The organism is Nocardiopsis sp. ATB16-24 (assembly GCF_030271535.1).
GTDB lineage: Bacteria > Actinomycetota > Actinomycetes > Streptosporangiales > Streptosporangiaceae > Nocardiopsis.
Genome location: NZ_JASCXJ010000030.1, coordinates 1 through 24,559 on the forward strand (window position 1 = coordinate 1; position 24,559 = coordinate 24,559).

Consider the following 24,559-nt stretch of genomic DNA (forward strand, 5'->3'; position numbering starts at 1 on the left):
CCTGGTCGAAGAGTTCGGCCGCACGCAGGCGTCGGGCCTCGGCCAGTTGAGGGCGGGTCAGCGGGGGAACGGTTTCCTCAGGGACAGGGGACTCGGTTGCGAGGGGCATGTTCGTGATGCTCGCACGGCCAAGCCCCTCACACGCGCAGAACTAACGAAAAACTCAGTAGTCGCCCTCCCTGTACGTGGGGCTCACCGCGGGGCGGACCGGATGCCACTCCCCGTCGTCGCGGGGGCCGTCGGCCGTCCCTCCGCCGTTGCTCAGGAACACGTTCACCGTGGCCCCGTCCGGCAGCCGTGTGCCCGGGTCGGGGTTGACCGCGGCCACCGTGCCCTCCGTCTCCGCCGAGCGGATGCGGGTCGAGGACACGTTCACCGCGTAACCCGCGGCCTCCAGGATGCTCACCGCGTCCTCCTCCGACAGACCCACGACGTCGGGGACACCGCCCTCGTCACTGGCCGGGCTGGCGTCCTCCTCGTCCGGGTCCGGTGAGGGCGGGGCCGGGGGAGCGGTCGAGCCGAACTTCGACGGCGCCGAGGGGAGTTGTTCGACCTTCAGGCCCTCGTGGGCGCCCCGCATGGTCTCCTGCCAGATCGGGCCGGGGATCGTCGCCCCGTACACCACGCCGTAGTAGCGGCCACCGAGGTTGATGTTGCGCAGCGGGTGCTGCTGCGGGCCGCGCGGGTCGCCGACGAAGACCGCGCTGGCCATCTGCGGCGTGTACCCGGCGAACCAGGCGGCAGCGGACTCGTCGGTGGTGCCGGTCTTGCCCGCGGCCGGGCGGCCGATGCCGAGGGAGGAGGCGGTGCCGCCGTTGAAGGGCTGCGTCAGCAGGTAGGTGACGCCGTCGGCGACGTCCTCGTCGATCGCGCGCGAGCACTCCGGCTCGATCTCGATCGTGGTGTCCGACTGCTGGTCCTTGATGCGGGTGATGGCCTGCGGTTCGCAGTAGACGCCGCCCGAGGCGAAGGTCGCGTAGGCGTTGGCCACCCGCAGCGGGGAGACCTCCTCGCTGCCCAGCGTGAAGCTGCTGTTGGCCAGGGAGTTGTCGTTCTCGGTGAACAGGGTGCCGTCCGCGCGCTTGAGGCCCAGTGTCTCGGCCATCTCCATCACGTCGCAGATCCCCACCCGCTTCTGCAACTGGGCGAAGAAGGTGTTGGAGGAGGACTTGGTCCCCGACACCATGTTGTGCGTGGTGCTGGCTCCGGTGTCGCCGGCGTTGCTCACGCTCCAGGTGCTGAGCATGCCCCCGTTGCAGCTGCGTTGTCCGCTGACGGTCACGCTGGAGGGGGAGCCGAACGAGGTGCCGAAGGGCAGGCCCTTGTCGAGTGCGGCGGCCAGGGTGATGGCCTTGAACGTCGACCCGGCCTGGAAGCCGCTGCTGCCGCCACGATCGGCGTCGGTGGCGAAGTTGATGGAGGTCTCGCCGAGCTTGCTCTCGTCGGGGCCGTAGTTGCGGCTCTGCACCATGCCCAGGATCTGACCGGTGCCGGGTTCGATGACGACCTCGGCCGCCACCTTGCGGGACTCGTTCTCACGCGGCACCCACTTGTCCACGGCCTTCTGCGCGGCCTTTTGGGTCTGCGGGTCGAGCGTGGTGTGGATCTCCAGGCCGGCGGTGCGCAGCCAGCGCGCACGTTCGGTCTCGTTGGGGCCGAAACGCTCGTCCTGTTCGATCTCCTGGACGACGTAGTCGCAGAAGAACGGCTGGTCGCTGGGCACGCACCCGTTGGGGGGCGTGGACAGGTCCAGCTCCATCGGCTCCTTCTTGGCCTCCGCCGCCTCGGCCTTGGTGATGGCTCCGGTGGCGACCATGCGGTCGAGCACCACGTCGCGGCGCTCGATGGTCTGCTCGGGGAAGAAGCGCGGGTTGTACAGGTAGGGGTAGCGGACCAGTCCCGCGATGGTGGCGGCCTGGTGCAGCTCCAGGTCGCTGGCGGGGACCTGGAAGAAGTGCTGTGCGGCGGATTCGACCCCGTAGGCGCCGTCGCTGAAGTAGGCGATGTTGAGGTAGCCCTCGAGGATCTCGTCCTTGGTCATCCTCTTCTCCAGGGCGACGGCGTAGCGCAGCTCCCGGATCTTGCGGGCGATGGTCTCCTCGCGGGCCGCGTCGAGTTCCTCCTGGGAGGTGGCCGCCTCGATCTGCACGTTCTTGACGTACTGCTGGGTGATGGAGGAGGCGCCCTGGGTGTCACCGCCCACCGTGCGGATGGCGGCGCGCAGCGTGCCGGCGATGTCGAGTCCGCCGTGCTCGTAGAAATGGGCGTCCTCGATGGCGAGGATCGCGTCGATCATCACGGGCGCGACGTCGTCGAGTTCGACCAGTTCCCTGTTCTGGTCGAAGATCTCGGCGATGACGCCGCCCTCGCTGTCATAGATGGTGGACCTTTGCGGGGGCGGGGGCGTCTCCAGGTTGCCGGGCATGTCGAGGAAGCCGCTGGCCACGTTGCGGGCCGTGATCCCCAGGCCTCCGACAGCGGGTAGCGCGAGTGCCGCGACGAGGAGGCCCGCTATGACGCCCACGCCCACCAGTTGGCTGATTCTTTGAAGCAATGTCCCCTGACCCACCCCATCAGACTAGGTGACCACGAACGTGCAAAGTGGCGTGATGTGGCATGAATGGTGCGCGAAGAGGCTGAAACGCCTGCCCTGTACCGAGGGATGTGCGCCCATGCCATCTTTTCATGCTTATCGCGGACCAATCACTTCTCGGTTCGGGGTCAAGGCGGTCCGTCCCGTCACGAAGTGCTATCGCCCCCGGTCGGCGAAGGCCAGGGACTCGCCGATACCGCGCAGCCCCGGAAGGTCGTACACGTCCTCGGGCAGGGCGGCCACCTCGGCCACACGCACACCACCGTGCGCGGACACGAGGGCCTCCCGCAGCCTGTTCTCACGCTCGCGGACCCTGACCCGGTCCGCGTGCAGCCGCAGCGCCGCCGCCGGCAGGGACGAACCCGCCTGTTCCAGGAACTCCGCGGCGGACGTCGCCCTGTCGGCGTCCAGCCTCGCCGCGGGGCCCTCGGGCAGCGGGTGGGTCCGGTTGATCACGAGCCCGGCCAACGGCATGGCGTCGGTGGCCAGGCGCTCGATGAAGTAGGACGCCTCGCGCATCGCGTCCGTTTCGGGCACCGCCACCACCACGAACGCGGTCCCCGGCGCCTGGAGCAGACGGTAGGTGCGTTCCGCGCGCTCCTGGAACCCGCCGAAGACCGTCTCGAAGGCCGACACGAAGGCCCTCAGGTCGTTCAGGAACTGGGCGCCCACGATCCGACCGATCGTGGAGGCGACCAGGTTGAATCCGGCGCCGAGCAGCCGGAAGGCGCCCGTGCCGGCCGGTGCGCTCAGGAAACGGATCAGCCGCCCGTCCAGGAACCGGCCCAGCCTCTTGGGCGCGTCCAGGAAGTCCAGGGCCGACCGGCTGGGCGGGGTGTCCACCACGATCAGGTCCCAGTCCCCCGACTGACGCAACTGGCCCAGCTTCTCCATGGCCATGTACTCCTGTGTTCCGGAGAAGCTCGTGGAGAGGGTCTGGTAGAAGGGGTTGGCCAGGATCTGCCGGGCCCGCTCGGGGTCGGCGTGCTCCCTGACGACCTCGTCGAAGGTCCGCTTCATGTCGAGCATCATCGCGTGCATGCTGCCCGTGGCCTCCTCGGGCAGCGGCACCGGACGCGGGGTGTCGTCCAGGGACGCCAGCCCCAGGGACTGGGCCAGCCTCCGCGCGGGGTCCACGGTGATCACCACGGTGTGTCGTCCACGCTCGGCGGCGCGCAGCCCCAACGCCGCGGCCGTGGTGGTCTTGCCGACCCCGCCCGCACCGCAGCACACGATGATCCGTGTCCGGGGGTCGTCCACGAGAGCGTCCACGTCCAACCGCTCCGATGCCCGGGAGGTCATCGGCGCACCCCCTGGTCGATCAGCCGTCGCGCCAGCAGGTCCAGGGCGGCGCGGTCCACGCCGCCCTCCAGCAGGGGCAGTTCCAGGAGCGGCCGTCCCAGGTCCTCCAGGCCGATCCGCACCCGGCGCTCCAGCCGCACCCGCAGCGCGTGCGCGCGCACCTCGCCCGCCAGGGCCGCCGCGAGTTCCTCGGGATCGTCCAGCCCGGCCTCCTTCAGCCCGGCGGAGAGGGCGTGCAGGTCCGGGCCCCCGTCGGCGGCGGCGACCAGTCCGGGTTCGTCCAGGAGCGGGGGCCGCACCATGTTCACCAGCACGACGCCGACCCTGATCCCCAGCGCACTGATCTCAGCGATGCCGTCCCGGGTCTCCTGGGCGGGCATCTCCTCCAACACGGAGACGAAGTGCACGCGTGTGCCCCCGGAGCGGATGACCTCCATGACCCGGTCCGCGTGGTTGCGGATCGGGCCCGCCCGTGCCAGCCCGGCGACCTCGGAGTTGACGTTGAGGAACTGCGCGATCCGGCCCGTGGGGGGTGCGTCCATCACCACCGCGTCGTAGTGGAAGGGCTCCGTCGAGGGGGCGTCGGAGGCTCTGCGGCGCGCGCCCCGGCGTCGGCGTACCGCCTCGGTGGCCTTGCCCGTGAGCAGGACGTCGCGCAACCCCGGTGCGATGGTGGTGGCGAAGTCCACCGCGCCCAACCTGTTGAGCGCCTGCCCCGCCCGGCGCATGCCGTAGAACATCTCCAGGTACTCCAGCAGCGCCGACTCGGCGTCGGCCGCCAGTACGCACACGGTGCCGCCGCCGGGGGCGGAGATCATCTCCCGCTCCTCGTAGGGAAGCGGCGGGACGCCCAGGAGGGTGGCGAGGCCCTGGCGGCCCTCGACCTCGACCAGCAGCACCCGTCCGCCGCCCGAGGCCAGCGCCTGTGCCAGTGCCGCCGCCACCGTCGTCTTCCCGGTCCCGCCCTTTCCGGTGACGATGTGCAGTCGTGCTTTCGTGCTCGCCCCTCCCGGGGGCTGCGGTCGGTGCTCGCCCTCGCTCACCTCAGGCAGTCTATGCGGGCGCCCGGGAGGTGTTCGGGGGACCTGATCGGAGGTGGAGGCGGGCGGGCCTTCGGGTGAGTAAGGTGGCGGCGTCGACGTGCGGACCCCCGCCCGGGGTCGGGACCCCGGGACGGACACCGCGCACACCAGGAGGGGTAGGACGTATGAGCAAGTGGGAGTACCAGACCGTGGCGCTGCTGTCGCACGCCACGAAGCAGATCCTGGACAACTGGGGCGCAGACGGCTGGGAGCTGGTCTCGGTCGTGCCCGCCCCGCTTCCGGAGGGCACCGACCCCCGCAACCAGCAGTACGTGGCCTACATGAAGCGGGAGCTGTGATGACCACTCCCGAGGAGCGGATCACCGAGCTGGGTCTGACCCTGCCCGAGGTGGCGGCGCCGGTGGCGTCGTACGCGCCGACGGTGCGCAGCGGCGACCACGTGTACGTCTCCGGCCAGCTGCCGTTGGTGGAGGGCGCGTTGGTCGCCACGGGCAAGGTGGGCGCCGAGGTCACGCCCGAGACCGCGCGGGAACTGGCGGAGGTGTGCGCGCTCAACGCGATCGCCGCGGTGCGCGCCGAGGTCGGTGAGCTGTCCAAGGTGGTCCGGGTGGTGAAGGTGGGCGGCTACGTCGCCGGCACCCCCGACTTCACGGGTCAGCCCGGTGTGGTCAACGGTGCCAGCGATCTGCTCGTGCGGGTCTTCGGCGACGCGGGCGTGCACGCCCGCGCGGCCGTGGGTGTGGCGGCCCTGCCGTTGGACGCCCCGGTCGAGATTGAGATGATCGTCGAGGTTCGCTGAGCCATTCGCACCTTTTCGGGTGGATTACCCTCGGGTTGCGGCGCGGTTCTCCACAACCCAGGGGGGTTCGTCGATGCACAACGGCCCGGTGTCGAAGGGCACTGACCAGGGCGGTCCGAACAGCGGCGGAGCGGACGGCGCCCCGCGCGGGGGAGCCGTCCCGGCGCGTCCGGCCGCCACGGTCATGCTCCTGCGGTCCACGGAGGGCGGTTCCCTGGAGGTCCTGCTCATGCGCAGGGTCCGCTCCATGGGCTTCGCCCCGGGCGCCTACGTCTTCCCCGGTGGCGGGGTGGACGCGCGCGACGCCGACGGCGGTGTGCCCTGGACCGGTCCGAGTCCCGAGGAGTGGGCGCGCACGCTCGGCACCGACGTGCCGATGGCGCGGGCGCTGGTGTGCGCGGCGGTCAGGGAGACCTTCGAGGAGACCGGTGTCCTGCTGGCCAGCGAGCCCGAGCACGCGGACGAGGAGGCCATCACCCTCGACACCACGTCCGAGGACTGGGAACGGGACAGGTTGGGCCTGATCGACCGTTCCCGCTCCTTCACCGAGGTCCTCTCCAGGCGCGGCCTGGTCCTGCGGTCGGAGTGGCTGCGGGCGTGGTCGCGGTGGATCACCCCGGAGGCCGAGCCGCGACGCTACGACACCTGGTTCTTCACCGCCGAGCTTCCTCCGGGGCAGTCCCCCCGCGACGTGGGGGGCGAGGCGGACCTGATCCGGTGGATCGACCCCGCGCGGGTCACCGCCGAGTGGGAGGCGGGCCGGATGCCGATGCTGCCGCCCACGGTGGCCTCCTGCGCCGACCTCGCGACCTGCCGGACCCTGCGGGGAGTGCGTGAGGCCCAACGGGATATCGTCCCCATCGAACCGGTCGTCCGGGAAGTGAACGGCGAGATCCGCGTCATCGCCCCCAACGGTGTCGACTATCCTCTGCCGAGACCCGGCGCCCTCCCCTGAGGCCCCCGGCTCCCCACGGCGTCCACGTCACGGAGTCGGCGCCGGGCCGCCCCGGCCGACCCCGGTCCGGTTCGGTGAGCGAAGCGAGGTGCGATGAGGATCGACGGTTCCGGAACGCTGCGCGCCAGTTGCGTGCTGTGCCCCAATCCCGGCCCGATGACACTGGAGGGCACCAACACCTGGATCCTTCGGGAGCCGGGTACGCGCGGGGTCGTGGTCGTCGATCCCGGCCCCCACGACGAACGCCACCTGGAACGTGTGGCACGGACCGTGCAGGAGCAGGGCGCACAGGTCCTGATGACCCTGCTGACCCACCGACACCCCGACCACGCGGAGGGGGCACCGTACTTCTCCGAGTTGACGGGGGCCCCGGTGCACGCCGTGGACCCCGCCGTGCGGGTCGGTGGACGCGGGCTGTCCGACGGAGAGGTCCTGGAGGCCGACGGCCTCCGGGTGCGGGTGATCGCCACCCCGGGGCACACCGACGACTCCGTGTGTCTGATGCTGGAGGCGGACAGCACCATCCTGACCGGCGACACGGTCCTGGGCCGGGGCACGACGGTGATCGACGGCGACGACGGCCTCGCCCCCTACATGGAGTCGCTGTACCGGCTGCGGGACCTCGTGCGCGAGCACGACGTGCGCACGTTGCTGCCCGCCCACGGACCGATCCTGACCTCTCCGGCCGAGACGTTGGACTCCTACATCGACCACCGTGAGTCACGTCTGGCCCAGGTGCTGGACGCGGTGCGGGCGGGCGCCGTCGGTGTCGAGGAGATCGTCGACCGGGTCTATCCCGACGTCGACGAGCGGATCAGGTTCGCCGCGGCCTCCTCGGTGCGGGCCCAGTTGCGCTACCTGTCGGTGCGCGGTGAACTGCCCGAGGGGGTCGAGGGCTGAGGCGGGGCGCGTCCAGGAGCGCGGTCGCATGGGTCGGGGAGACGGTGTGGCCGTGTGCGCGACGCGAGCGCCGTCCCGCCGGCCGGGGGTGTGACGACCACGCCGTTCCCACGGGGACCTCGCCGTGCACGCGGGTGGGCGCGGGAACGGACACCCGGGGCGGACGGTGCTGTGGCCGTCCGCCCCGAGGGGAGGACGGCCACACAGCACTGGTCGAGGCCCCGTCATGGTGTCGACGGCACCGGTGCGGACTAACGGGCGCGGCGGCGCATCCGCTCCACGTCCAGCAGGACCACGGCCTTGGCCTCGATCCGCAGCCAGCCGCGCAGCGCGAACTCGGCGAGGGCCTTGTTGACCGTCTCGCGGGAGGCGCCGACCAGCTGGGCCAGCTCTTCCTGGGTGAGGTCGTGGTGGACGTGCAGTCCGTCCTCGCTCTCCTTGCCGAACTTGTCGGCCAGCTCCAACAGGGCCTTGGCGACACGGCCGGGAACGTCGGTGAAGACGAGGTCGGCCATCACGTCGTTGGTCCGGCGCAGGCGCGCGGCGAGCGCCTTGAGCAGCTGTAGGGACACCTGTGGGCGACTGGACAGGAACGGACGCAGGTCGTCGTGGCCCAGACCCGCGAGCACGGAGTCGGTGACCGCGATGGCGCTCGCGGTGCGCGGGCGCGGGTCGAACAGGGACAGCTCGCCGAACATCTCGCTCGGGCCGAGCACCCCGAGCAGGTTCTCCCGGCCGTCGACGGCGGTGCGGGTCAGCTTGACCTTGCCGCTGAGGATGACGTACAGGCGGTCGCCCTCGTCGCCCTCGCTGAACAGGGTCTGACCGCGACCGAGACGCACCTCACCGACGGAGGAGCGGAGCGCGGCCGTGTCCTCCTCGTCCAGCGCCTCGAAAAGGGGGGCCTTTCGTAGTACCTCGTTGATCTCGTCCACACGTCCTCCTCGAACCTGACCGCCAACAGTGTGACGTATATCTCACCTGGATGTGAAGCCAGGGTGTTACCTCGGCCTGTCCGCCGAGAGACAACGTGCCCACAAGCCGACGCCGGCCCCTGCGATCTTAGTCGTCATCAGTTCTGTACCAGGGCTACCCGCGCCGCGCCAACGGACATTTGGTTACATAATCCCGACTACTGGTCAAAGATCCGATAGCCGGAACCTCCCGGTGCCGCTTGTGGGCATGATCCGTGCCGTCACCGGGGCGCCTACCCTGTGACGATGCCCCGTGACACACCAGAGGCGGCCGCGGAGGAGACCACTCCCACCGGGGAGAGTCGACTCGCGTTGGTCCGCCGCGCCCGCAGGATGTACCGACGGCTCACCGAGCTGTATCCCGACGCCCATTGCGAACTGAACTTCACGACCCCTCTGGAACTGCTGGTGGCGACGATCCTGTCCGCCCAGTGCACGGACAAGAGGGTCAACCAGGTCACCCCCGCGCTCTTCGCCCGTTACCCCGACGCCGAGGCCTACGCCTCGGCCCGGAGGGAGGAGCTGGAGGAGATGATCCGTTCGACCGGCTTCTTCCGGGCCAAGACCAACAGTCTCATCGGACTCGGGCAGGCTCTGTGCGACCGGCACGGTGGAGAGGTTCCGGGAAACCTCTCCGACCTGGTCAAACTACCTGGTGTAGGACGAAAGACCGCAAACGTGCTGCTCGGTAACGCCTTCGATGTGCCCGGCATCACCGTCGACACCCATTTCGGGCGGCTCGTCCGCCGGTTCGGATGGACCGACGAGAAGGACCCCGTCAAGGTCGAGCACGCCGTGGGCGCACTCTTCCCCGCCCGGGACTGGACGATGCTCTCCCACCGGGTGATCTGGCACGGTCGTCGGGTCTGCCACGCCAGGAAGCCCGCGTGCGGCGCCTGTGGGCTGGCCCGGCTGTGCCCCTCCTTCGGCGAGGGCCCCACGGACACCGCCACGGCGACCCGACTGCTGCGGATGCGCTCCTTCTCCTGATCGACCGCCCGGTCCGGGCGCGGAGGGAGGCGGAGGAGGTCGAGGAAGGCGAGGGAGGGGGCGAGCGTCCGTGGACCAGAGTGTCCCGGGCACGTGGTCCGGTACTTTGTACCCTGATCACGTGAGTGTGCCTACAGCGGCTCCGCCGCGGACCCTGCGAACCGGGACGCCTCACCAGGCGGCGGTGTCCCCGCCCATCGGTCCCGTGAAAGGTCCGACCACATGACGACTTCCCCCAGGCGTGCCCCCTTCCATCGCGCCGCGCCCCCGGTGCTCGGAGTCCTCGTGGTTCCGGCCCGGCGCGTACGGCTTTCGCGCACCGTTCGACGGCGCGACGATCTCCAGAACAGGTCCCGTGTATGAACCCGACCCCGCTCTGGCTGTCCGCGCTCGCGGAGAAGGCCATGACGATGACCGTGCCGCCGCCGCTGAGACCGCCCGCGCAGGGCGGACGCGAGTCCGCCGTCCTCATCCTCTTCGGTGAGGGGCCCCAAGGCACCGACCTCCTCCTGATCCAACGCAACCACGGCCTACGCAGACATCCGGGCCAACCCGCCTTCCCCGGCGGTCGGATCGAGCCCTCCGACGCCTCGCCGGAGGACGCCGCGCTGCGTGAGGCCGCCGAGGAGACCGGGTTCGTTCCCGCCGGGGTCGACGTCGTCGGCCGCCTGCCCGAGCTCTATCTGAGCTACAGCGACTTCCGGGTGGCGCCCGTCCTGGCCTGGTGGCGCGAACCCAGCGAGGTGCGCCCCACCGACCTGGAGGAGGTCGCGGCGGTCTCCCGGGTCCCGGTGAGCGACCTGGTCGAGCCGGCCAACCGGGTCGTGGTGCGCTACGGCGACGGTTCCCGGTGGGGGCCGGGCTTTCGGGTGGACGGCATGCTCGTGTGGGGTTTCACCGGTGCGATCATCGACAACCTGCTCAGGCTGGGCGGTTGGGAACTTCCCTGGCGGGACGAGGGTCTCACCGATGTGTTCGAAGCCACCCCACAGGGCCTGCGTCCGGTCGGGTAGCGCTCACTCTTGGAGGGCAATGTGCTCGACGTGATCCTGGTCGTCCTGTTACTGCTGTTCGCGGTGACCGGTTACCGACAGGGCTTCATCGTCGGTGTCTTCAGCTTCGTGGGCTTCATCGGCGGTGGCGTCCTCGCCGCCCTGACCGCCCCCGAGCACATCCAGGGGTGGGTGGACGATCCCGGCAGACAGGCGCTGCTGGCCATCGCGGTGGTGTTCCTCTCCGCCGCGCTGGGACAGTTCCTGTGCTCCTACCTGGGCACCCTCGTGCGCAACCGGGTCACGTGGGACTCGGCTCGGGTGGTGGACGCCATGGGCGGTGCGGTGATCAGCGGGCTGTCGGTGCTGCTGGTGGCCTGGTTCATAGGAAGCACGGTCGCCAACTCGGCGCTTCCGTTCGTCGCGGGTCAGGTGAAGGACTCGCGCATCCTCCAGTCGGTGGACACGCTGATGCCCGAATCCGCGCACAGCGGGTTCTCCGCCTTCCGCAGGGTCGTGGACCAGAGCGCCTTCCCCCAGGTCTTCAGCGGCCTGGGCACCGGCGAGCTGGCCGAGGTGGAGCCACCGGACCCCGACGTGCTCACCACGCCTGAGCTGATCGAGGCCAGCCGCAGCGTGGTCAAGGTGTTGGGCACCGCCCCCTCGTGCCAACGCCGGGTGGAGGGGACCGGGTTCGTCTACGCCGACGGCCGGGTCATGACCAACGCGCACGTGGTCGCCGGGGTCACCGACGACCTGCGCGTGGTCACCCGGGACGGATACCAGTTGGACGCCACCCTGGTGCTGTTCGACGCCCAACAGGATCTGGCCGTGCTCCACGTCCCCGACGTGGACCTGGAGCCGCTGGAGTTCACGCACGAGGCCCCGCAGGGCGCGGACGCGGTGGTGGCGGGCTTCCCCCGTAACAGCGGCTTCACGGCCGTTCCAGCGCGTGTACGGGCCCGACAGACGGCGCAGGGGCCGGACTTCTACCACTCGCAACAGGTGAGCCGAGAGATCTACCAGGTGCGTGCGGTGGTGCGCCCGGGCAACTCCGGCGGCCCCCTGCTGGCGCCCGACGGGACCGTGTACGGGGTGGTGTTCGCCGCCGCCACGAACGAGCCCGAGACGGGTTACGTGCTCACCGTGGACGAGATCGAGCAGAACGCGAAGGCGGGCCTGGAGGCCACCGCGGAGGTCTCCTCCCACAGCTGTGACTGACCGCGCCCGCGGGCACCGGCCTTCCCTGCCGGGGTCCACGGGAACGCCACGGGGCGCCTTCCGGAAGAAGGCGCCCCGTGCGGGCCGGTCGTGGCCGGCCCCTGGTCCCTGGTCGAAGCTAGTTGGAGCTGGGGTCCGGAGAGGACTCCGTCACCAGCGGCCAGCTCATCCGTACCACGGTGCCCCGGTCACTGGGATCGATCTTCACCTCGTCGGCCAGTCCCGTGATGACCGCCAGGCCCAGGCCGGGAGAGAAGCCGGAGATCCCGCCGGGAGGGGTGTCCTCACCGTCCAGGAAGAGTCCGTCGAGCATGGAGGCACTGCTCGCCTCGTCCGTGTCCTCGGCCGGAGCACGGTCGGAGACGACGACCTCGAAGCGCTGCGTGGCACTCCCGTTGGCGTGCAGGATGCGACTCGCGGCGTCGGTGCGGGACTCCGTCACCGGATCGGGCCCGCTGCCGTCGATCAACTGAAGGAGGATCGGCTGCTCCGGGCAGTGCAGTTTGTGCGCCGACACGGCTCGGGAACACGCCTCACCGACCGCCAGTCGGATCTCGTCGATGGCGGAGGCGGCGATACCCGCCCGACGCGCGACGGTCGCGGCCATGAGCCGTGCCGTGCGCACGTGGGCGGGGAGCGCGCTGATCGTGAGCGTGATGGTTGCCATCGCTCGCTCTGTGCTACTTCGCCGAACGCTTGTCGATGGCTTCCTGCACCGAGCCGTGGATGCCGAAGACCTTGGTCAGCCCGGTGATCCGGAAGATCTTCAGGATGCGCTCCTGGGTGCAGACCAGGTCCAGGGTCCCGTCATGGGCCCGGACGCGCTTGAGCCCACCCACAAGCACGCCGAGGCCGGTCGAATCCAGGAACTCCACCTTCTCCATGTTGACCACGAGGTGGAAGTTGCCCTTGTTGACCAGGTCGATCAGCAGCTCACGGAGCCGGGGCGCGGTATAGACATCGATCTCACCCTCAACGACGACGATCTCGGTGTCGCCCTCGGTGTAATGATCAAGCTTCAAGTCCACTAGTCCTCCAGCGCCGAACCGCGAAAAATCGCGAGTGATCTCTGCCGGGCGTTACCCCACCAGCACGCATTCAACCACGCATGTCGAGTGCGTCTTCCTGTGATCCACAGAAAAACCATGACACCGCGCCACTGTTCCCCCCAGATGTCACACTGAAACCGATGTCCCAGTGCCTCACCTTGGTCGGATGGCGCATGCGGGCCTCGCAGGTGTCCAGTGAGGAGGGGTCTCGGATGAGGCGATCGGAACCCGTGCTCCCCGGTGTGTGGCGTGACAATACCCGGTACCCGCAGGTGACCCACATCGAGCACGTGGCCCGTAACGACGGGGTGAGCGGGGAGTGGCCGGGGTGGACCACGTCCCACCTGGTCGAGAGGCTCGCGGACCGGGGGATCACCGAACCGTGGTCCCACCAGGCCGAAGCCGCCGACCTCGCACGCTCGGGCCGTGATGTGATCATAGCCACGGGTACCGCCTCGGGAAAGTCGCTTGCCTTCCTTATGCCCGCCGTGGAGGCGGTTGACGCGGGTGGAACGGTTCTGTATCTGTCCCCCGCCAAGGCGCTCGCCCAGGACCAGCTGCGGTGGATATCGGACCTGGACCTACCGGGCATGAGGGCGGCCGTCTACGACGGCGACACCTCGCCCGAGGAGCGTTCCTGGGTGCGTGAACACGGCAACTACGTGCTGACCAATCCGGACATGCTGCACCACGGCATCCTTCCTCGGCACGGGGCCTGGTCGCGCTTCCTCCGGCGGTTGCGCTACGTGGTGATCGACGAGGCGCACCGCTACCGGGGGGTTTTCGGCTCGCACGTCGCGCAGATCCTGCGGCGGCTGCGGAGGGTGTGCGCCCGCTACGGGTCCGCCCCCGTGTTCGTGTTGGCCTCGGCCACGTCGGGAAGCCCCGCCGAGAGCGCCGGCAGGCTGACCGGGGTGCCGGTCATCGCGGTCAGCGAGGACGGGTCCCCGCGTCCGGGGATGTCCGTGGCGTTGGTGGAGCCGGAGCTGACCGACCTGACCGGAGAGCACGGTGCCCCGGTCCGTCGCACGGCGCCCTCCCAGGCCGCCGAGATGCTCGTCGACCTGGTGCGGGACGGGGTGCGCACACTGGTGTTCGTGCGTTCCCGCCAAGGCGCGGAGGTGATCGCGTTGAGCGCCCAGCGCATGCTGTCCGAACGCGGCGACGACGCGTTGGCCGAGCGTGTGGCCGCCTATCGGGGCGGCTACCTCGCCTCGGAGCGGCGGAGGCTGGAGGAGGGGCTGCGCTCGGGCGAACTCCTGGGACTGGTCAGTACCAACGCCCTGGAACTGGGCGTGGACATCAGCGGGCTGGACGCGGTGCTCATCGCCGGGTGGCCGGGGACGCTGGCGTCGCTGTGGCAGCAGGCGGGGCGCGCGGGCAGACGGGGCAAGGACGCGCTGGCGGTCTTCATCGCCCGGGACGACCCACTGGACACCTACCTGGCGCACCACCCGGAGGCTATTTTCGGTCGGTCCGTGGAGGCCACCGTCCTTGACCCGGAAAACCCTCACATCATGGGTCCGCACCTGTGCGCGGCGGCCCAGGAGCTTCCGATCACCAAGGACGACTTCGACCTCTTCGGCGAGGCGACCGAGGAGCGACTGGAGGAACTCGTCGCTCGTGGACTGTTGCGCAAGCGTCCACGCGGCTGGTTCTGGACGAGCAACGAACGAGCAAGTGACCTGGCCGATATTCGAGGCTCGGGGGGATCGCGGATCCAGATCGTCGACACGGGAAGCGGGCAACTGCTCGGAGAGGTCGACGAACCCGCCGCGCACGGCACCGTGCACCCCGGAGCGGTGTACCTGCACCAGGGGTCGACGTACCTGGTCGACGAACTCGACCTCGACGAGGGCGTCGCCCTGGTCCACCCCGCCGAACCGCCCTACAGCACCTGGGCGCGCGACACCACCGACATCACCGTCCGGTCGGTGCTGCGCGAGCAGGAGTGGCCGAGCGGGGCCACGGTCTACTTCGGTGAGGTCCAGGTGCTCCGCCGGGTGGTGGGTTTCCTCAAACGGGACGTGCGGACCGGCTCGGTGCTGGGGGAGCACCCGCTGGAGCTGCCCGAACGCACCCTGAACACGCGGGCGGTGTGGTGGACGCTACCGGCCGAGGGCGAGGCGAGGCTGCGCGCGCAGGACGTGGGCCTGCTGGGCGCCGCCCACGCCGCGGAGCACGCCGCGATCGGCCTGCTACCGCTGCTGGCGACCTGCGACCGTTGGGACATCGGCGGGGTGTCCACCGCCGTGCACGGTGACACCGGCAGGCTGACGGTGTTCGTCTACGACGGTCACGAGGGTGGCGCGGGCTTCGCCGAACGGGGGTACTCGGCCGCGCGTGAGTGGCTCTCGGCGACCCGTGCGGCGATCGCCGACTGCGAGTGCGAACAGGGCTGCCCGTCGTGCATCCAGTCGCCCAAGTGCGGCACCGGCAACGAACCCCTGAACAAGGCGGGGGCGCTGCGCCTGCTGGACGAGGTGCTGGAGGGTTCGGGGAACTGAACCGCGCCGACCGGCTCCACGAGCGGTGGCGCGGGGTGACCGGGCGCGTGGAGTTTTCCACAGGCTGGGGAAGGGGCTTTCGCGGCGACTTCGGCCGTCCGAACCTGGAAGGGGAGGGCCGGCGTCCCAGTCGGGCCTGGGTGAGTGGTCGCCTGTCCGTTCCCGCGCGATCGTTCCCGCGTGCCGCCGTGTCCGGCGCAGACGGCGGCATGACCACGGCGGAGTACGCCCTGGGCGTCGATCGGGAAAGGACGTCATCGTTTCTGCTGGTCACGGCTCTGGCCCTGATCAGGTGCGCTCAGGTCTGGTCGGGTGACCGCGCGGGCCGGTAGACTCGCCAGCGGGAAATGCATTGGGTAATGCATGCGGAAGGCCCCCGGTTCACCGGGGGCCTTCTCGCGTCTTGGCCTACTCTCCTACGGTGCGCACCGTGTCCAGAAGCGCGCCCCACTCAGACGCGTCGAACTCCAGGTAGCCGGCACCCCGGTGCTGGGTGTCACGGACGGCCGCGCCGCCGGGCAGATTGCCGACCTCCACACAGTTCTGGTCGCGGGCGCCGGAGTAGGACGACTTGCGCCAGGCGGTCGGGGTGGTGTGGGAAATGCTCATGGGTGGTCGCCTTCTACGTCGGGTCGATCAGGGATCGGATCAGAGCCCGGGAGTCTTCACCTGACAGTGCGGTCGCGGTGATGTGCCGCCACAGGCTTTCGTACTGCTCCAGGTGGCTGGGCTTCTCCAGGAACAGTTCATCAGACCACGTCGACACGTACACCGTGCCCGGATCGGGCTCGGGAAAGTCCATGATGACGAACGGGGCGGTCAGCGCGGCATGTGGGCCGACGCTGTCCGGTATCACCTGGATACCCAGTCGCGGCCCCTGCACCTCCAAGAGGTGAGAGAGCTGTCCGGGCGGGCTCTTGCGGAGCGCGGCCTCATCGATCACCGCCCAGTACAGCGGGGCGTCCGGGCCGGTGAGTACCTGTTTGCGGATCATGCGGGCCTGGACACGGCGGTCGACTTCGTCCTCGTCGGTGATGCCGCCGGAGCGGATGACGGCCTGGGCATATTCCTCGGTTTGGAGTAGCCCGGGGATCGCGAGCGCCTCGAAGGTGCGGATGCTGCGGGTTTCGGCTTCAAGGCCAACAAACGTTCCGGCCCCCCATACGTCGGAGTAGGACACCCACCATCCTCGCTGTCGTGCCTGCCGGACGAGGGTGAGAGCGGCCTCCCGCTGCTCGGGGTCGGTGACGTCGTAGATGTCGAGCAAATCCTCGATGTCGCGCCGGTTTGGGCGCTTCCACTGGTTCTGCTCGATGTGGGTCAGCTTGCCGCGTGACCATCCGAGCGTGTCGGTGACGTGTTGGGCAGTGAATCCCTTTGCCTCGCGCAGTTCGCGGAGAAGGTTCGACAGGCGCCGGCGGCGCACGGTCGGTGATCCGGACACGTCGGGGCTCCTTCGAGGTCGACTGTGTCCTGATCCTATTCCGATCTTCGCACTATGGGACATTTCTCCGTCCGCCAATCTCATAGTCGTGCGCCAGGTGTAGCTGGAAGCATCCAATGTAGACGTTGGTATTGCAATTTCAGCGACCAATGGAGATCATGGCGGTACCCAATGCATACGCCGGGCCTCCCACCCGGCACCCTGTGTGAAGGAGGCGCTTCGTGCGCTACCTGCTTCTGACCTTGTCCGCGCTGCGCCTTTCGGCCCGCGCTCTCGTCCACCACACCCGCGTGGCCATGCGGCGACGCTCGCGGCGTGTGCGCCGCTACGCCCAGAACATGCGCCCCGCCCGCCCCAACGTGATCACCGGGCCTATCCCGCTCATCACCGCTCTGACCGCGTCGGGGGCACACACCCCGTTCCTGCCGTGGGGCGCCCGTCGCGCCGACCGGTCCTGGTCCGGTGGCGTGGCGCTGGTGGAGCTGGCGCTGCCCCGTCTGGCGGTGGCCGGATGATTCCCGCCCCGCGCCCGGTGATCCCGCCCCCGTGCGGGGAAAGCGCCCTCGACACATGCGCCCGACGCCGGGTGTGTGTGGAGGAGGCCGGGCATGAGGGCGCGCACGTGGACGTGACCGGCTACCGGTGGGAGGAGCCCCAAGCCGTGCTGGCCCGGCTCCACCAGGCCTGGGGAAGCACCCACCGCATCGCCTGGACCGGTACCTACTGGGTGGCCACCGCCCACGACCGGCGTGCTCGTTGGCGCTCCCACGTGGAGCCCACCCCCGCCCAGCTGGAGGCCGACCTTCGCCGCCACACCGGACACCCACCGGTCCCGCACCCCAGGAAGGGGACCCCGTGGTGACCACACGACGCAGGCCACGGCCGGGTGCCACGTCGTCCGACCGACCGCTCACCCCCGCCGAACAGGAAGCGGTGGAACGCCAGGGCACCTACCTGGCCTGGGTCCGCACCACCCACCCCGACACCGGACCGGGACTGTTCACCGACGGTGTGTGCGGCGGCTCCCCACTCACCGGCAAGGACGAACAAACGACGCCCCGCCCCAAGGGGTCTCAGGACACGGCCATCTGAACCCTCTGACACCGCCGGTGCGGTGCGGGCGAAGACCCCGCCCGCACCGCGCCGGGACGCGGGCGTCCGTGCTCCCGCCCCCGAGGGAAAGGAGGCCGCGCCCGCGTCTCCACCCGCCCCGCACACCTCCGGCCGTCTCCGGCCGCCTGTGCCCCTTGAGCCCCTGGACGGCCTGACGGGCCTTCCCGCCCCCAGACGGCGCCACCGCACCAAGGGACCCGACCGTGCCCCCGCCCACCCTCACCCAGACCCACCGATGAACACCACACCCACCACACCCACCACACCCACCGGTTCCGCCGGTTCCGCCAACCCCGCCGGTTCCACCCCACCGGACGCGAAGACACCCACCCGCGTCTCGCTGTGCGGGCACTGCGGACGCCCCCACCACACCGCACCCCCCGCCCTCCGCTGCGCCTGCATCCCGGCCGAGGTGTGGAACGAACCAGAAGCGGCCCGCGCGATACGCACCCTGGACCTGGGCGCGCTGATCCGCCTTGTGCGCGCCCACCCCCGGACCCGGCACCTGCCCCAGACCGCCCTGGCCGCCTGACCGGCCTGTCCCAGGCCACCGTCTCCCGCCTGGAGAGCGGCGCCCACGCCAACGTGGGCGTACACCGCTGCCGCCAGGCCCTCACCGGCCTGGGCGCACCCCGGCCCGAAGACGACACCCCACCCCCAGCCCCGGCCCCGCCCCCGCAGGTGCCCGCGGGCGTACCGTGCGTGGTCATCACCAGCCCGGTCCCCCTCCACGTACGCGTACTGGACTCCCCCCACGGCGAGGCGGCTCCCCGCTCCCTCGGGCAAGGCGAGGTCACCTTTCTGTCCCACACCGGCGGCCCCCGCCTGCTCCTTGACCAAGGCACCACCTGGGGCATGACCAGCACCCCCGACGGAACCACCGCCTGGTTCACCTTGGCCACCACCGCACACACCAACCCCCAAGGACCAGACGACACCACACCACCCGCCCAGCACACCGACACATAGACCCGGCGGCGCGGGGGTGACCGGGCGCGCGGAGTTGTCCACAGGCTGGGGAAGGGGCTTTCGCGGCGGCTTCGGCCGTCCGAACCTGGAAGAGGAGGACCGGCGTTCCCGTCGGCCCCGACCAGGGAGGTTGCCATGTCCGTTCTCACGCGTCCGTTCCCGCGCACCGCCGCGTCCGGCGCAGACGCCGGCATGACCACGGCGGAATACGCTCTGTGCACCGTCACAGCGGTCGCGTTCGCCGGAGTCCTGTACGCCGTCGTCACCAGCGGCGGGGTCAGGGAGGCACTCACCAACCTCGTGGTCAATGCGCTCAGCACGGGCTTGTGACCGAGGCTCGGTGACGGCGGAGGCGGCGATGACGCTGCCCTCCCTGCTGCTCGTGCTGGGCGTGGCACTCGGGGCGGTGGAGGCGGCCTCCGCTCGACTCGCCTGCGCAGACGCCGCGCGTGTGGGCGCCCGAGCTTTGGCTCGGGGGGAGTCCCATGGTCAGGCACGCGCCCTGGCCCTGTCCGCGGCGCCCGCCGAAGCCCACGTCGACCTGGCCGAGGACGGGGACATGGTCCGCGTCACCGTACGGACCGAACTCCGACTCGCCCTCACCCTTCCCGTGGAGGTGGAAGGCGGCGCCGCCGTCCCACGCGAACCGGGGAGCTGATGCCCGTGCGCTCCGACTCCGGTTCGGCCACCGTCTGGTGGACGGCCCTGAGCGCCCTGCTGTGGTTCGTGACCCTCGCCGTCGTGGCGACGGCCACGGCACGGCTCGACAGGGACCGCGCCACCACCGCCGCCGACCTCACCGCGCTCACGGCCGCCGCCGACGCCGTGCACGGTACCGAGCGGGCCTGTGCGAAGGCCCGTGCCACCGCCGAGGCCAACCGGGCCTCCCTCACCTCCTGCGTCCTCACCGGACCCTTCGCGGAGGTGGTGGTCTCGGTCCCCTCGTCCCTCATCGATCGGCGGGTCATGGCGCGCGCCCGCGCCGGACCCGCCGCCGTCTCCCACGAGGAAGTGTGATGAGCCCCGTACCCGCCCCCCTGCTGATGTGCGCCCTCATGCTGTGTTCTCCGAGCCAGTCCGGGGACGCGCCCTCTCCCGGCCCCACGACCGCCGCGTCCGCACCGCACACCGCCTCCCCCGAGGCCCCCGGGGCGTATACCGCCCCGGCCGCGAGCACCTTCGCCTTCCCATCGCCCGCGCCGCCTCCCGAGGCGGTCCATCGAGCGGCGCTCGCTCCCCCGACGGCCACGCCGATACCCGTCCACGTACGGCCGATGTCGCGGCACACGGTCGCCTCCCCCGACCCGGTCGATACCGTTTCCCGGATCATCGGACATGTCTCCTGCGGCATCCTCGTGCTGCTGTGCGCCGTGCTGCCCGCCCTGCGGTTGACCGTCGGCTGGCCGCGTTTTCCCGCTCCGTACGTGGGCCGGCGGCGCCAGGGGAGAGGCCGCCCCCACTGACACCGGAGGGCTCCTTCATGGCCGGGGCGGGCCGGTGGGTGGTACCACCGTGGTGAGGGGCGGCACCGCCTTTTTCGTCGCGGTCCTCGGCGCCGCGTCCGTTGCACCGCTTCCCGCCGACGCGTTCGTCGACGCCGACGATCCGGCGGGTCTCGGCGTCGCCGCACCCCTGCCGCATGAGCCGCAGGTACGCCGCTCGTTCAGCGATGAGCCTCCCTGGGACCGGTGATGTTCGGTCCTCGCGGACCTGGAAGCGCGTCGCACTCCTTGAACCGGGACGTCGCGACCACCACCGGAACCCGAGGCCGCCCCGACCGTGTCGAGGAGTCAGCCGCCCAGGGCCCGGGAGAGGAGTTCGGCGGCCATCGGGACGATCCCGAGGAGTACGAACGCGGGCAGGAAGCACAGGCCCAGCGGAGCCACGACCAGCACGCCCAACCGTTCGACCCGGGCCGTGCTCCGCGCCCGCAGGGCCCTGCGCAGATCCGCCGCGTGTCGGTCCAGGAGTTCGGCGACCGGTGCCCCCGTGTCCGCGGCCCGTGTCAGGTCCCGTCCCACCGAGGCCAACGGTTCGGGAAGCGCGGGACGCCGCCACGCCTCGGCCGGTTCCGCGCCCAGCCGCAACTGTTCGGCCACCGCCGACAGCTCCTCGCCCAGTCCGCCCCGTGCCGCGCGGGAGACCGCTGTGAGGCAGGCGGGGACCGTCGCCCCGGCGCGGACGCCCGCAGCGATCAGTCCGATGACCACGGGCAGGTCCGAGGTCACCGGCAGTCGCTTCGGGCGGGCGGCGGCCCTCCGGGCACGTATCCACAGGGCCGCCCCGGCGCCGGCCGTGAGGAGGCATCCGAGCACGCCGAACGTCATCGTGGCCGTCACGAGTACGACCGCCCCCGCCAGGAGCGGTCCCCATCGCCGGAGCGGCGATCCCTTCCGGGGAGGCGAGGGGGAGGGCGGACGCAACCGATGCGCCGGCCCCGCACCCGACAGCGTCCACGCGCCGGCCGCCGCGCACACCGCCGCGACCATCAGGAACATCCGTGATCCCTTCCTCTACGTCGGGTGAAGGCGTTCAGACGGCGGCGGTCGCCGAGCGCACCATGCGCAGGGTCCACCAGACTCCGAGAGCGTCCAGGGCCACCCCGAGCACCAGGCACGTCAGGCCCAGGGGTGTGGTGAACAGGAAGGCCAACGGCGACCCTCCCAAGGCGAGGGACATCGCCGTACCGACCAGCGGCAGCCCGGTGAGCACGAACGCGGTGGCGCGCGGCCCGCTGGTGCGGGCGATGGCCTCGGACCGTTGGTCCTCCCGCTCGGTGAGATCGCGCGCCAACGTGTCCACCACCTCGGCCAGGCCCGCCCCGGTGTCCGCCGCCACCTCCCAGCACACCGCCAGGTAGGCCAGGGCCCACAGGTCGGGATCGCGGCCGGCCGCAAGACGTAGCGACTCCGCGTCGGCCGCCACCGGACCCACCAGAGGCCCCGCCTCGGCGGCGGCCACGCGGAGGGCCTCCTGGGGCGGCTGTCCGGCCCGCAACTCCGCGGCCAGCACCCGGCACAGCATCACCACCGCGCGGCGTCGGTCCGCGCTCCCCCCGGCGCGGACCGACGGCACCCGCCACCCGGTGCGCCGGATCGTCGGCGCCCGGGGGCGGCCCAGTACACGTCCCAGGCGGTCGCGGGCGGCGTCGGGGAACAGGGACAGCAGCACCAGGGCCGCCGCACAGGCCACCAGGGCGCTCAGCACCGTCGCCACCCCCCGCCCAACCGGGCCGCCACCTCCTCCGCCCCGGGGTGCTCCCGGCAGGTGCCGTCGGGGTCGAAGGACACCGCGGGCACCGACCGCACCCACCCCGACCCGTCACGACGCAGCACCCGGAGTTCGGCGAGCCTGCGCCCCTCGGAACCCCGGACCAGGTGCACGATCATGACCCCTGTGGCGGCCAGGCGACTGTGCACGGCGGCCCGGTCCAATCCCGCCGCGCAACCCAGTGCCTCGATCCTGGCGGGCACGTCGCCCGCGCTGTTGGCGTGCAGGGTCCCCGCCCCGCCCTCGTGCCCGGTGTTCAGGGCCTCCAGGAGGGACACGATCTCCGGACCACGGGCCTCACCCACCACCAGTCTGTCCGGGCGCATCCGCAACGCCTGACGGACCAGGGTCCGCAGGCAGACCTCACCGCTGCCCTCGATGTTGGCCGGACGGGTCTGGAGCCGGACCACGTGCGGGTGCTCGGGACGCAGTTCGGGGGAGTCCTCGGCCAGGACGATCCGCTCCCGCGGGTCCACCAGGGACAGCAGACAGGACAACAGGGTGGTCTTCCCGGTGCCCGTGCCGCCCGTGACCAGAAAGGGCGCGCGCCCGGTGACCAGCGCCCCGAGCAGGGCCGCTCCACGTGGGGTCACCATGCCACGGTCGGTCAACCCCTCCAGGGTGAACGTCCTTTGGGGCGGCAGGCGCAGGGACACACAGGTACCGGAGGGCGCCACCGGTGGCAGGACCGCGTGCAGCCGGGCTCCCCCGGGAAGGCGGGCGTCCACGTAGGGCACGGCCGCGTCCAGACGCCGCCCCGCCTGGGCCGCCAACCGCTGCGCCAGCCGGCGCACCGCCTCCTCCGACGCGAACCGCACCTCGGTCCGGCGCAGTCCCCCGCCGTCGTCCACCCACACCTCGTCGGGGCCGTTGACGAGGACGTCGGTGACCTCGCCGACCATGAGTTCCTCCAACGGTCCGGCTCCCGACAGTTCGGCGGCCAGACGGCGGGTCATGGACAGGACCTCGGTGTCGCCGAGCAGTCCCCCCTCCGCGCGCAGCGCCGCGGCGACGTTGGACGGGCTCACCGGTGCCCCGGAGGCCACCAGGCGGTTGCGCACGGCCTCCACCAGGGCGCTCACCGTTCCCGTCCCGGTGCGCCGAGTCCGGCCACCAGCCGGTCGCAGAAGCGGGCCAGGGGTGAGCGGGGATGGCGGGCGGGCACGTCACCGGCGTCGAGCAGCCGCGCGAGGCCCGGTTCGGGCGGCAGGTCGGCGCCCAGCACCGCCTTCAGCGAGTGCGCCACCACGTCCGCGCTGAGTTCGCCGCGGGCGCCGCGCACCACCACCCGCACGGCCCGTGCCTCCTCCCGTAGTCGGGAGAGCACCCGGGAGGCGGCCGCCACCGAGGGCACGTCCGCCGGGACGACGAGCAGTACCAACTCGGAGCGGTTGAGGAACACGACGGTGGCCGGGTCGAACGAGCGCGGCAGGTCGGCCACCACCAGATCGGCGCCGCTTCGGGCCGAGGACAGGACCGCGCGCACCGTCCCGACCGTCAACGGTCCCGAGGGTTCGTGTCCACGGGTCCACGTCAGTACCGAGATCCCCGGGGTGCCGGGCAGGCCGGGACGCAGGTCCCGCCAGGGCACGTGGCCGCTGCGGCGCAGCAGGTCGTTCCATCCGGTCCGGCCGGTCCGGCCATACGGACCGGGGTGGGGCTCCTGGTCGCACCCGAGGTAGAGGTCGGAGCCGCATCCCAGTGGGTCGGCGTCCAACAGGGCGGTGGAACGTCCCGCGCGTTCGCCGGCGAGGGCGAGGGCGACCGCCAGCAGGCTGGCCCCGGCGCCCCCACGGCCTCCGAGCACGGACACCAGGGGTGCGGGCGCCCGGTCCGGGGTCGAGGCTCGCGTGAACAGCTCCACCAGCGCCGTCTCGTCCCGGGGCAACAGGAGGAGGCGTTCTCCGTCCGGCCCGGCCGAAGGATCTCCCCGATGACCGGACGGCCCCGCCTTCGGCGTGGACGGGGGCTCCGCGCCGTCGTGGGGCGCTCCGGGCGGGTCCTGTGCGCGTCGCACCACGACCACGTGGCGGGCCGGCGGCGGGTCGGCGTCGCGCAGGACCGAGCGCAGGTCGGCACCGACCACGACGAGGGGGGCGTGCGGCCACAGGCTCAGCGCCCGGTCGGGCGTGCGGGAGACGGTGACCTCGGTGGAGGCCGCGGTGGCCAGTCTGAGGAGGTCGTCGAGAAGCAGGGGGTCGGCGGTCACGAGCAGGGGACGTTGCCGGATGTCCACGGGATCCTCCGGGGCGAGGGGCTTTCCTCGACCTTCGCCGACCCCGCGGCGTGGGAGAAGCCCCTCGCGGAGGCTGTGGAAAACCCGAGGGTCCGACCACGATCGTCCTCAGGCGACGGCTCACCCGGCGGGTGGGGATGCGCACTCGGGGGCGGGCACGCATCCCCGCCCGACAGGCGAGGGGAGCGGACGTGGGGACCCG

30 protein-coding genes are annotated in these 24,559 nt (G+C 71.2%); 18 read left to right on the forward strand and 12 right to left on the reverse strand.

The genetic code is table 11. The features are described 5' to 3' along the window. Positions 1-163: 163 nt before the first annotated feature. The 3 genes from PFX91_RS22215 to bagA form a co-directional block, all read right to left on the reverse strand. On the reverse strand, positions 164-2,554 hold the full coding sequence (locus PFX91_RS22215) for a penicillin-binding protein (RefSeq protein WP_285735008.1): 2,391 nt from the start codon (positions 2,552-2,554) through the stop codon (positions 164-166). A 195-nt stretch (positions 2,555-2,749) separates the two neighbouring features. Further along, positions 2,750-3,895, reverse strand: coding sequence for an ArsA family ATPase (gene bagB / locus PFX91_RS22220; RefSeq protein WP_285734932.1), 1,146 nt, complete (start codon positions 3,893-3,895; stop codon positions 2,750-2,752). After that, positions 3,892-4,938, reverse strand: coding sequence for an ATPase BagA (bagA, locus tag PFX91_RS22225; RefSeq protein ID WP_285734934.1), 1,047 nt, complete (start codon positions 4,936-4,938; stop codon positions 3,892-3,894). The genes bagB and bagA overlap by 4 nt, the downstream gene beginning before the upstream one ends. A gap of 164 nt (positions 4,939-5,102) precedes the next feature. Between bagA and sp36 the strand changes: the two genes are divergently transcribed. The 4 genes from sp36 (at position 5,103) to PFX91_RS22245 (ending at position 7,592) form a co-directional block, all read left to right on the forward strand. After that, a complete protein-coding gene (gene sp36, locus PFX91_RS22230; RefSeq protein WP_013156298.1) occupies positions 5,103-5,276 on the forward strand; it encodes a Sp36 family protein in 174 nt (57 codons plus the stop codon). Beyond that, positions 5,276-5,737, forward strand: a complete 462-nt coding sequence (locus PFX91_RS22235) for a RidA family protein (protein WP_285734946.1) — start codon at positions 5,276-5,278, stop codon at positions 5,735-5,737. Before sp36 ends, PFX91_RS22235 begins: the two co-directional genes overlap by 1 nt. A 73-nt stretch (positions 5,738-5,810) precedes the next feature. Then, positions 5,811-6,692 (forward strand): NUDIX hydrolase, encoded by an 882-nt coding sequence (locus PFX91_RS22240; RefSeq protein ID WP_285734948.1) that lies wholly within the window; start codon positions 5,811-5,813, stop codon positions 6,690-6,692. Between the two features lie 93 nt (positions 6,693-6,785). Further along, on the forward strand, positions 6,786-7,592 hold the full coding sequence (locus tag PFX91_RS22245; RefSeq protein WP_285734950.1) for an MBL fold metallo-hydrolase: 807 nt from the start codon (positions 6,786-6,788) through the stop codon (positions 7,590-7,592). A 251-nt stretch (positions 7,593-7,843) separates the two neighbouring features. Here the strand turns inward: PFX91_RS22245 and PFX91_RS22250 are convergent, their stop codons facing one another. Then, on the reverse strand, positions 7,844-8,527 hold the full coding sequence (locus PFX91_RS22250; RefSeq protein ID WP_285734952.1) for a Crp/Fnr family transcriptional regulator: 684 nt from the start codon (positions 8,525-8,527) through the stop codon (positions 7,844-7,846). 285 nt (positions 8,528-8,812) lie between these two features. On the opposite strand from PFX91_RS22250, the gene nth reads away from it, so the two are divergent. From nth to PFX91_RS22265, 3 genes are all read left to right on the forward strand, one after another. Beyond that, a complete protein-coding gene (gene nth, locus PFX91_RS22255; RefSeq protein ID WP_285734954.1) occupies positions 8,813-9,556 on the forward strand; it encodes an endonuclease III in 744 nt (247 codons plus the stop codon). Positions 9,557-9,915: 359 nt separating this feature from the next. Next, positions 9,916-10,569, forward strand: a complete 654-nt coding sequence (locus PFX91_RS22260; protein ID WP_285734956.1) for an NUDIX hydrolase — start codon at positions 9,916-9,918, stop codon at positions 10,567-10,569. Positions 10,570-10,590: 21 nt separating this feature from the next. Beyond that, positions 10,591-11,769, forward strand: coding sequence for a MarP family serine protease (locus PFX91_RS22265; protein WP_285734958.1), 1,179 nt, complete (start codon positions 10,591-10,593; stop codon positions 11,767-11,769). Between the two features lie 118 nt (positions 11,770-11,887). On the opposite strand, the gene PFX91_RS22270 is transcribed toward PFX91_RS22265, so the two are convergent. After that, complete coding sequence (locus PFX91_RS22270) at positions 11,888-12,436, reverse strand: ATP-binding protein (protein WP_285734960.1); 549 nt, start codon at positions 12,434-12,436, stop codon at positions 11,888-11,890. 13 nt (positions 12,437-12,449) lie between these two features. Beyond that, on the reverse strand, positions 12,450-12,797 hold the full coding sequence (locus PFX91_RS22275) for an STAS domain-containing protein (RefSeq protein ID WP_159944311.1): 348 nt from the start codon (positions 12,795-12,797) through the stop codon (positions 12,450-12,452). Between the two features lie 233 nt (positions 12,798-13,030). On the opposite strand from PFX91_RS22275, the gene PFX91_RS22280 reads away from it, so the two are divergent. Then, positions 13,031-15,325, forward strand: a complete 2,295-nt coding sequence (locus PFX91_RS22280) for a DEAD/DEAH box helicase (protein ID WP_285734965.1) — start codon at positions 13,031-13,033, stop codon at positions 15,323-15,325. Between the two features lie 408 nt (positions 15,326-15,733). Here PFX91_RS22280 and PFX91_RS22285 read toward each other — a convergent pair whose 3' ends face one another. After that, positions 15,734-15,934, reverse strand: a complete 201-nt coding sequence (locus tag PFX91_RS22285) for a DUF397 domain-containing protein (protein ID WP_285734968.1) — start codon at positions 15,932-15,934, stop codon at positions 15,734-15,736. A 13-nt stretch (positions 15,935-15,947) separates the two neighbouring features. Continuing rightward, positions 15,948-16,769 (reverse strand): helix-turn-helix domain-containing protein, encoded by an 822-nt coding sequence (locus tag PFX91_RS22290; protein WP_285734970.1) that lies wholly within the window; start codon positions 16,767-16,769, stop codon positions 15,948-15,950. Positions 16,770-16,990: 221 nt separating this feature from the next. Between PFX91_RS22290 and PFX91_RS22295 the strand changes: the two genes are divergently transcribed. The 10 genes from PFX91_RS22295 to PFX91_RS22340 all read left to right on the forward strand — a co-directional run bounded on the left by PFX91_RS22295 (position 16,991) and on the right by PFX91_RS22340 (position 20,543). Next, positions 16,991-17,284, forward strand: a complete 294-nt coding sequence (locus PFX91_RS22295; RefSeq protein ID WP_285734972.1) for a hypothetical protein — start codon at positions 16,991-16,993, stop codon at positions 17,282-17,284. 107 nt (positions 17,285-17,391) lie between these two features. Continuing rightward, positions 17,392-17,631, forward strand: a complete 240-nt coding sequence (locus PFX91_RS22300) for a hypothetical protein (protein WP_285734974.1) — start codon at positions 17,392-17,394, stop codon at positions 17,629-17,631. After that, positions 17,625-17,861: a hypothetical protein gene (locus PFX91_RS22305; protein ID WP_285734975.1), complete on the forward strand. Its 237-nt coding sequence runs from the start codon at positions 17,625-17,627 to the stop codon at positions 17,859-17,861. Before PFX91_RS22300 ends, PFX91_RS22305 begins: the two co-directional genes overlap by 7 nt. Before the next feature lie 256 nt (positions 17,862-18,117). Further along, positions 18,118-18,414 carry a hypothetical protein gene (locus tag PFX91_RS22310; RefSeq protein ID WP_285734977.1) on the forward strand — a complete coding sequence of 99 codons (297 nt, stop codon included), beginning with the start codon at positions 18,118-18,120 and terminating at the stop codon, positions 18,412-18,414. A gap of 170 nt (positions 18,415-18,584) precedes the next feature. Further along, positions 18,585-18,851 carry a hypothetical protein gene (locus tag PFX91_RS22315; protein WP_285734980.1) on the forward strand — a complete coding sequence of 89 codons (267 nt, stop codon included), beginning with the start codon at positions 18,585-18,587 and terminating at the stop codon, positions 18,849-18,851. A 135-nt stretch (positions 18,852-18,986) separates the two neighbouring features. Continuing rightward, the gene (locus tag PFX91_RS22320; protein WP_285734982.1) at positions 18,987-19,181 is read left to right on the forward strand and encodes a DUF4244 domain-containing protein; all 195 of its coding nucleotides are present in this window, start codon (positions 18,987-18,989) and stop codon (positions 19,179-19,181) included. 28 nt (positions 19,182-19,209) lie between these two features. Then, entirely contained in the window at positions 19,210-19,509 is a 300-nt protein-coding gene (locus tag PFX91_RS22325) for a TadE family type IV pilus minor pilin (protein ID WP_285734984.1), read from the forward strand. Between the two features lie 5 nt (positions 19,510-19,514). Next, entirely contained in the window at positions 19,515-19,868 is a 354-nt protein-coding gene (locus tag PFX91_RS22330; protein WP_285735010.1) for an Rv3654c family TadE-like protein, read from the forward strand. Beyond that, on the forward strand, positions 19,868-20,314 hold the full coding sequence (locus PFX91_RS22335; RefSeq protein ID WP_285734986.1) for a hypothetical protein: 447 nt from the start codon (positions 19,868-19,870) through the stop codon (positions 20,312-20,314). Before PFX91_RS22330 ends, PFX91_RS22335 begins: the two co-directional genes overlap by 1 nt. A 34-nt stretch (positions 20,315-20,348) precedes the next feature. Beyond that, entirely contained in the window at positions 20,349-20,543 is a 195-nt protein-coding gene (locus PFX91_RS22340) for a hypothetical protein (RefSeq protein WP_285734988.1), read from the forward strand. A gap of 98 nt (positions 20,544-20,641) precedes the next feature. Here the strand turns inward: PFX91_RS22340 and PFX91_RS22345 are convergent, their stop codons facing one another. Genes PFX91_RS22345 through ssd form a run of 4 tightly spaced genes read right to left on the reverse strand, consistent with a single transcriptional unit; the run spans position 20,642 to position 24,357 of the window. After that, positions 20,642-21,349, reverse strand: coding sequence for a type II secretion system F family protein (locus tag PFX91_RS22345; RefSeq protein ID WP_285734990.1), 708 nt, complete (start codon positions 21,347-21,349; stop codon positions 20,642-20,644). Between the two features lie 34 nt (positions 21,350-21,383). Beyond that, positions 21,384-22,067, reverse strand: coding sequence for a type II secretion system F family protein (locus tag PFX91_RS22350; protein WP_285734992.1), 684 nt, complete (start codon positions 22,065-22,067; stop codon positions 21,384-21,386). Further along, the gene (locus PFX91_RS22355) at positions 22,052-23,203 is read right to left on the reverse strand and encodes a TadA family conjugal transfer-associated ATPase (protein ID WP_285734994.1); all 1,152 of its coding nucleotides are present in this window, start codon (positions 23,201-23,203) and stop codon (positions 22,052-22,054) included. Before PFX91_RS22355 ends, PFX91_RS22350 begins: the two co-directional genes overlap by 16 nt. Then, on the reverse strand, positions 23,200-24,357 hold the full coding sequence (gene ssd, locus PFX91_RS22360) for a septum site-determining protein Ssd (RefSeq protein ID WP_285734996.1): 1,158 nt from the start codon (positions 24,355-24,357) through the stop codon (positions 23,200-23,202). The genes PFX91_RS22355 and ssd overlap by 4 nt, the downstream gene beginning before the upstream one ends. Between the last annotated feature and the right edge of the window lie 202 nt (positions 24,358-24,559).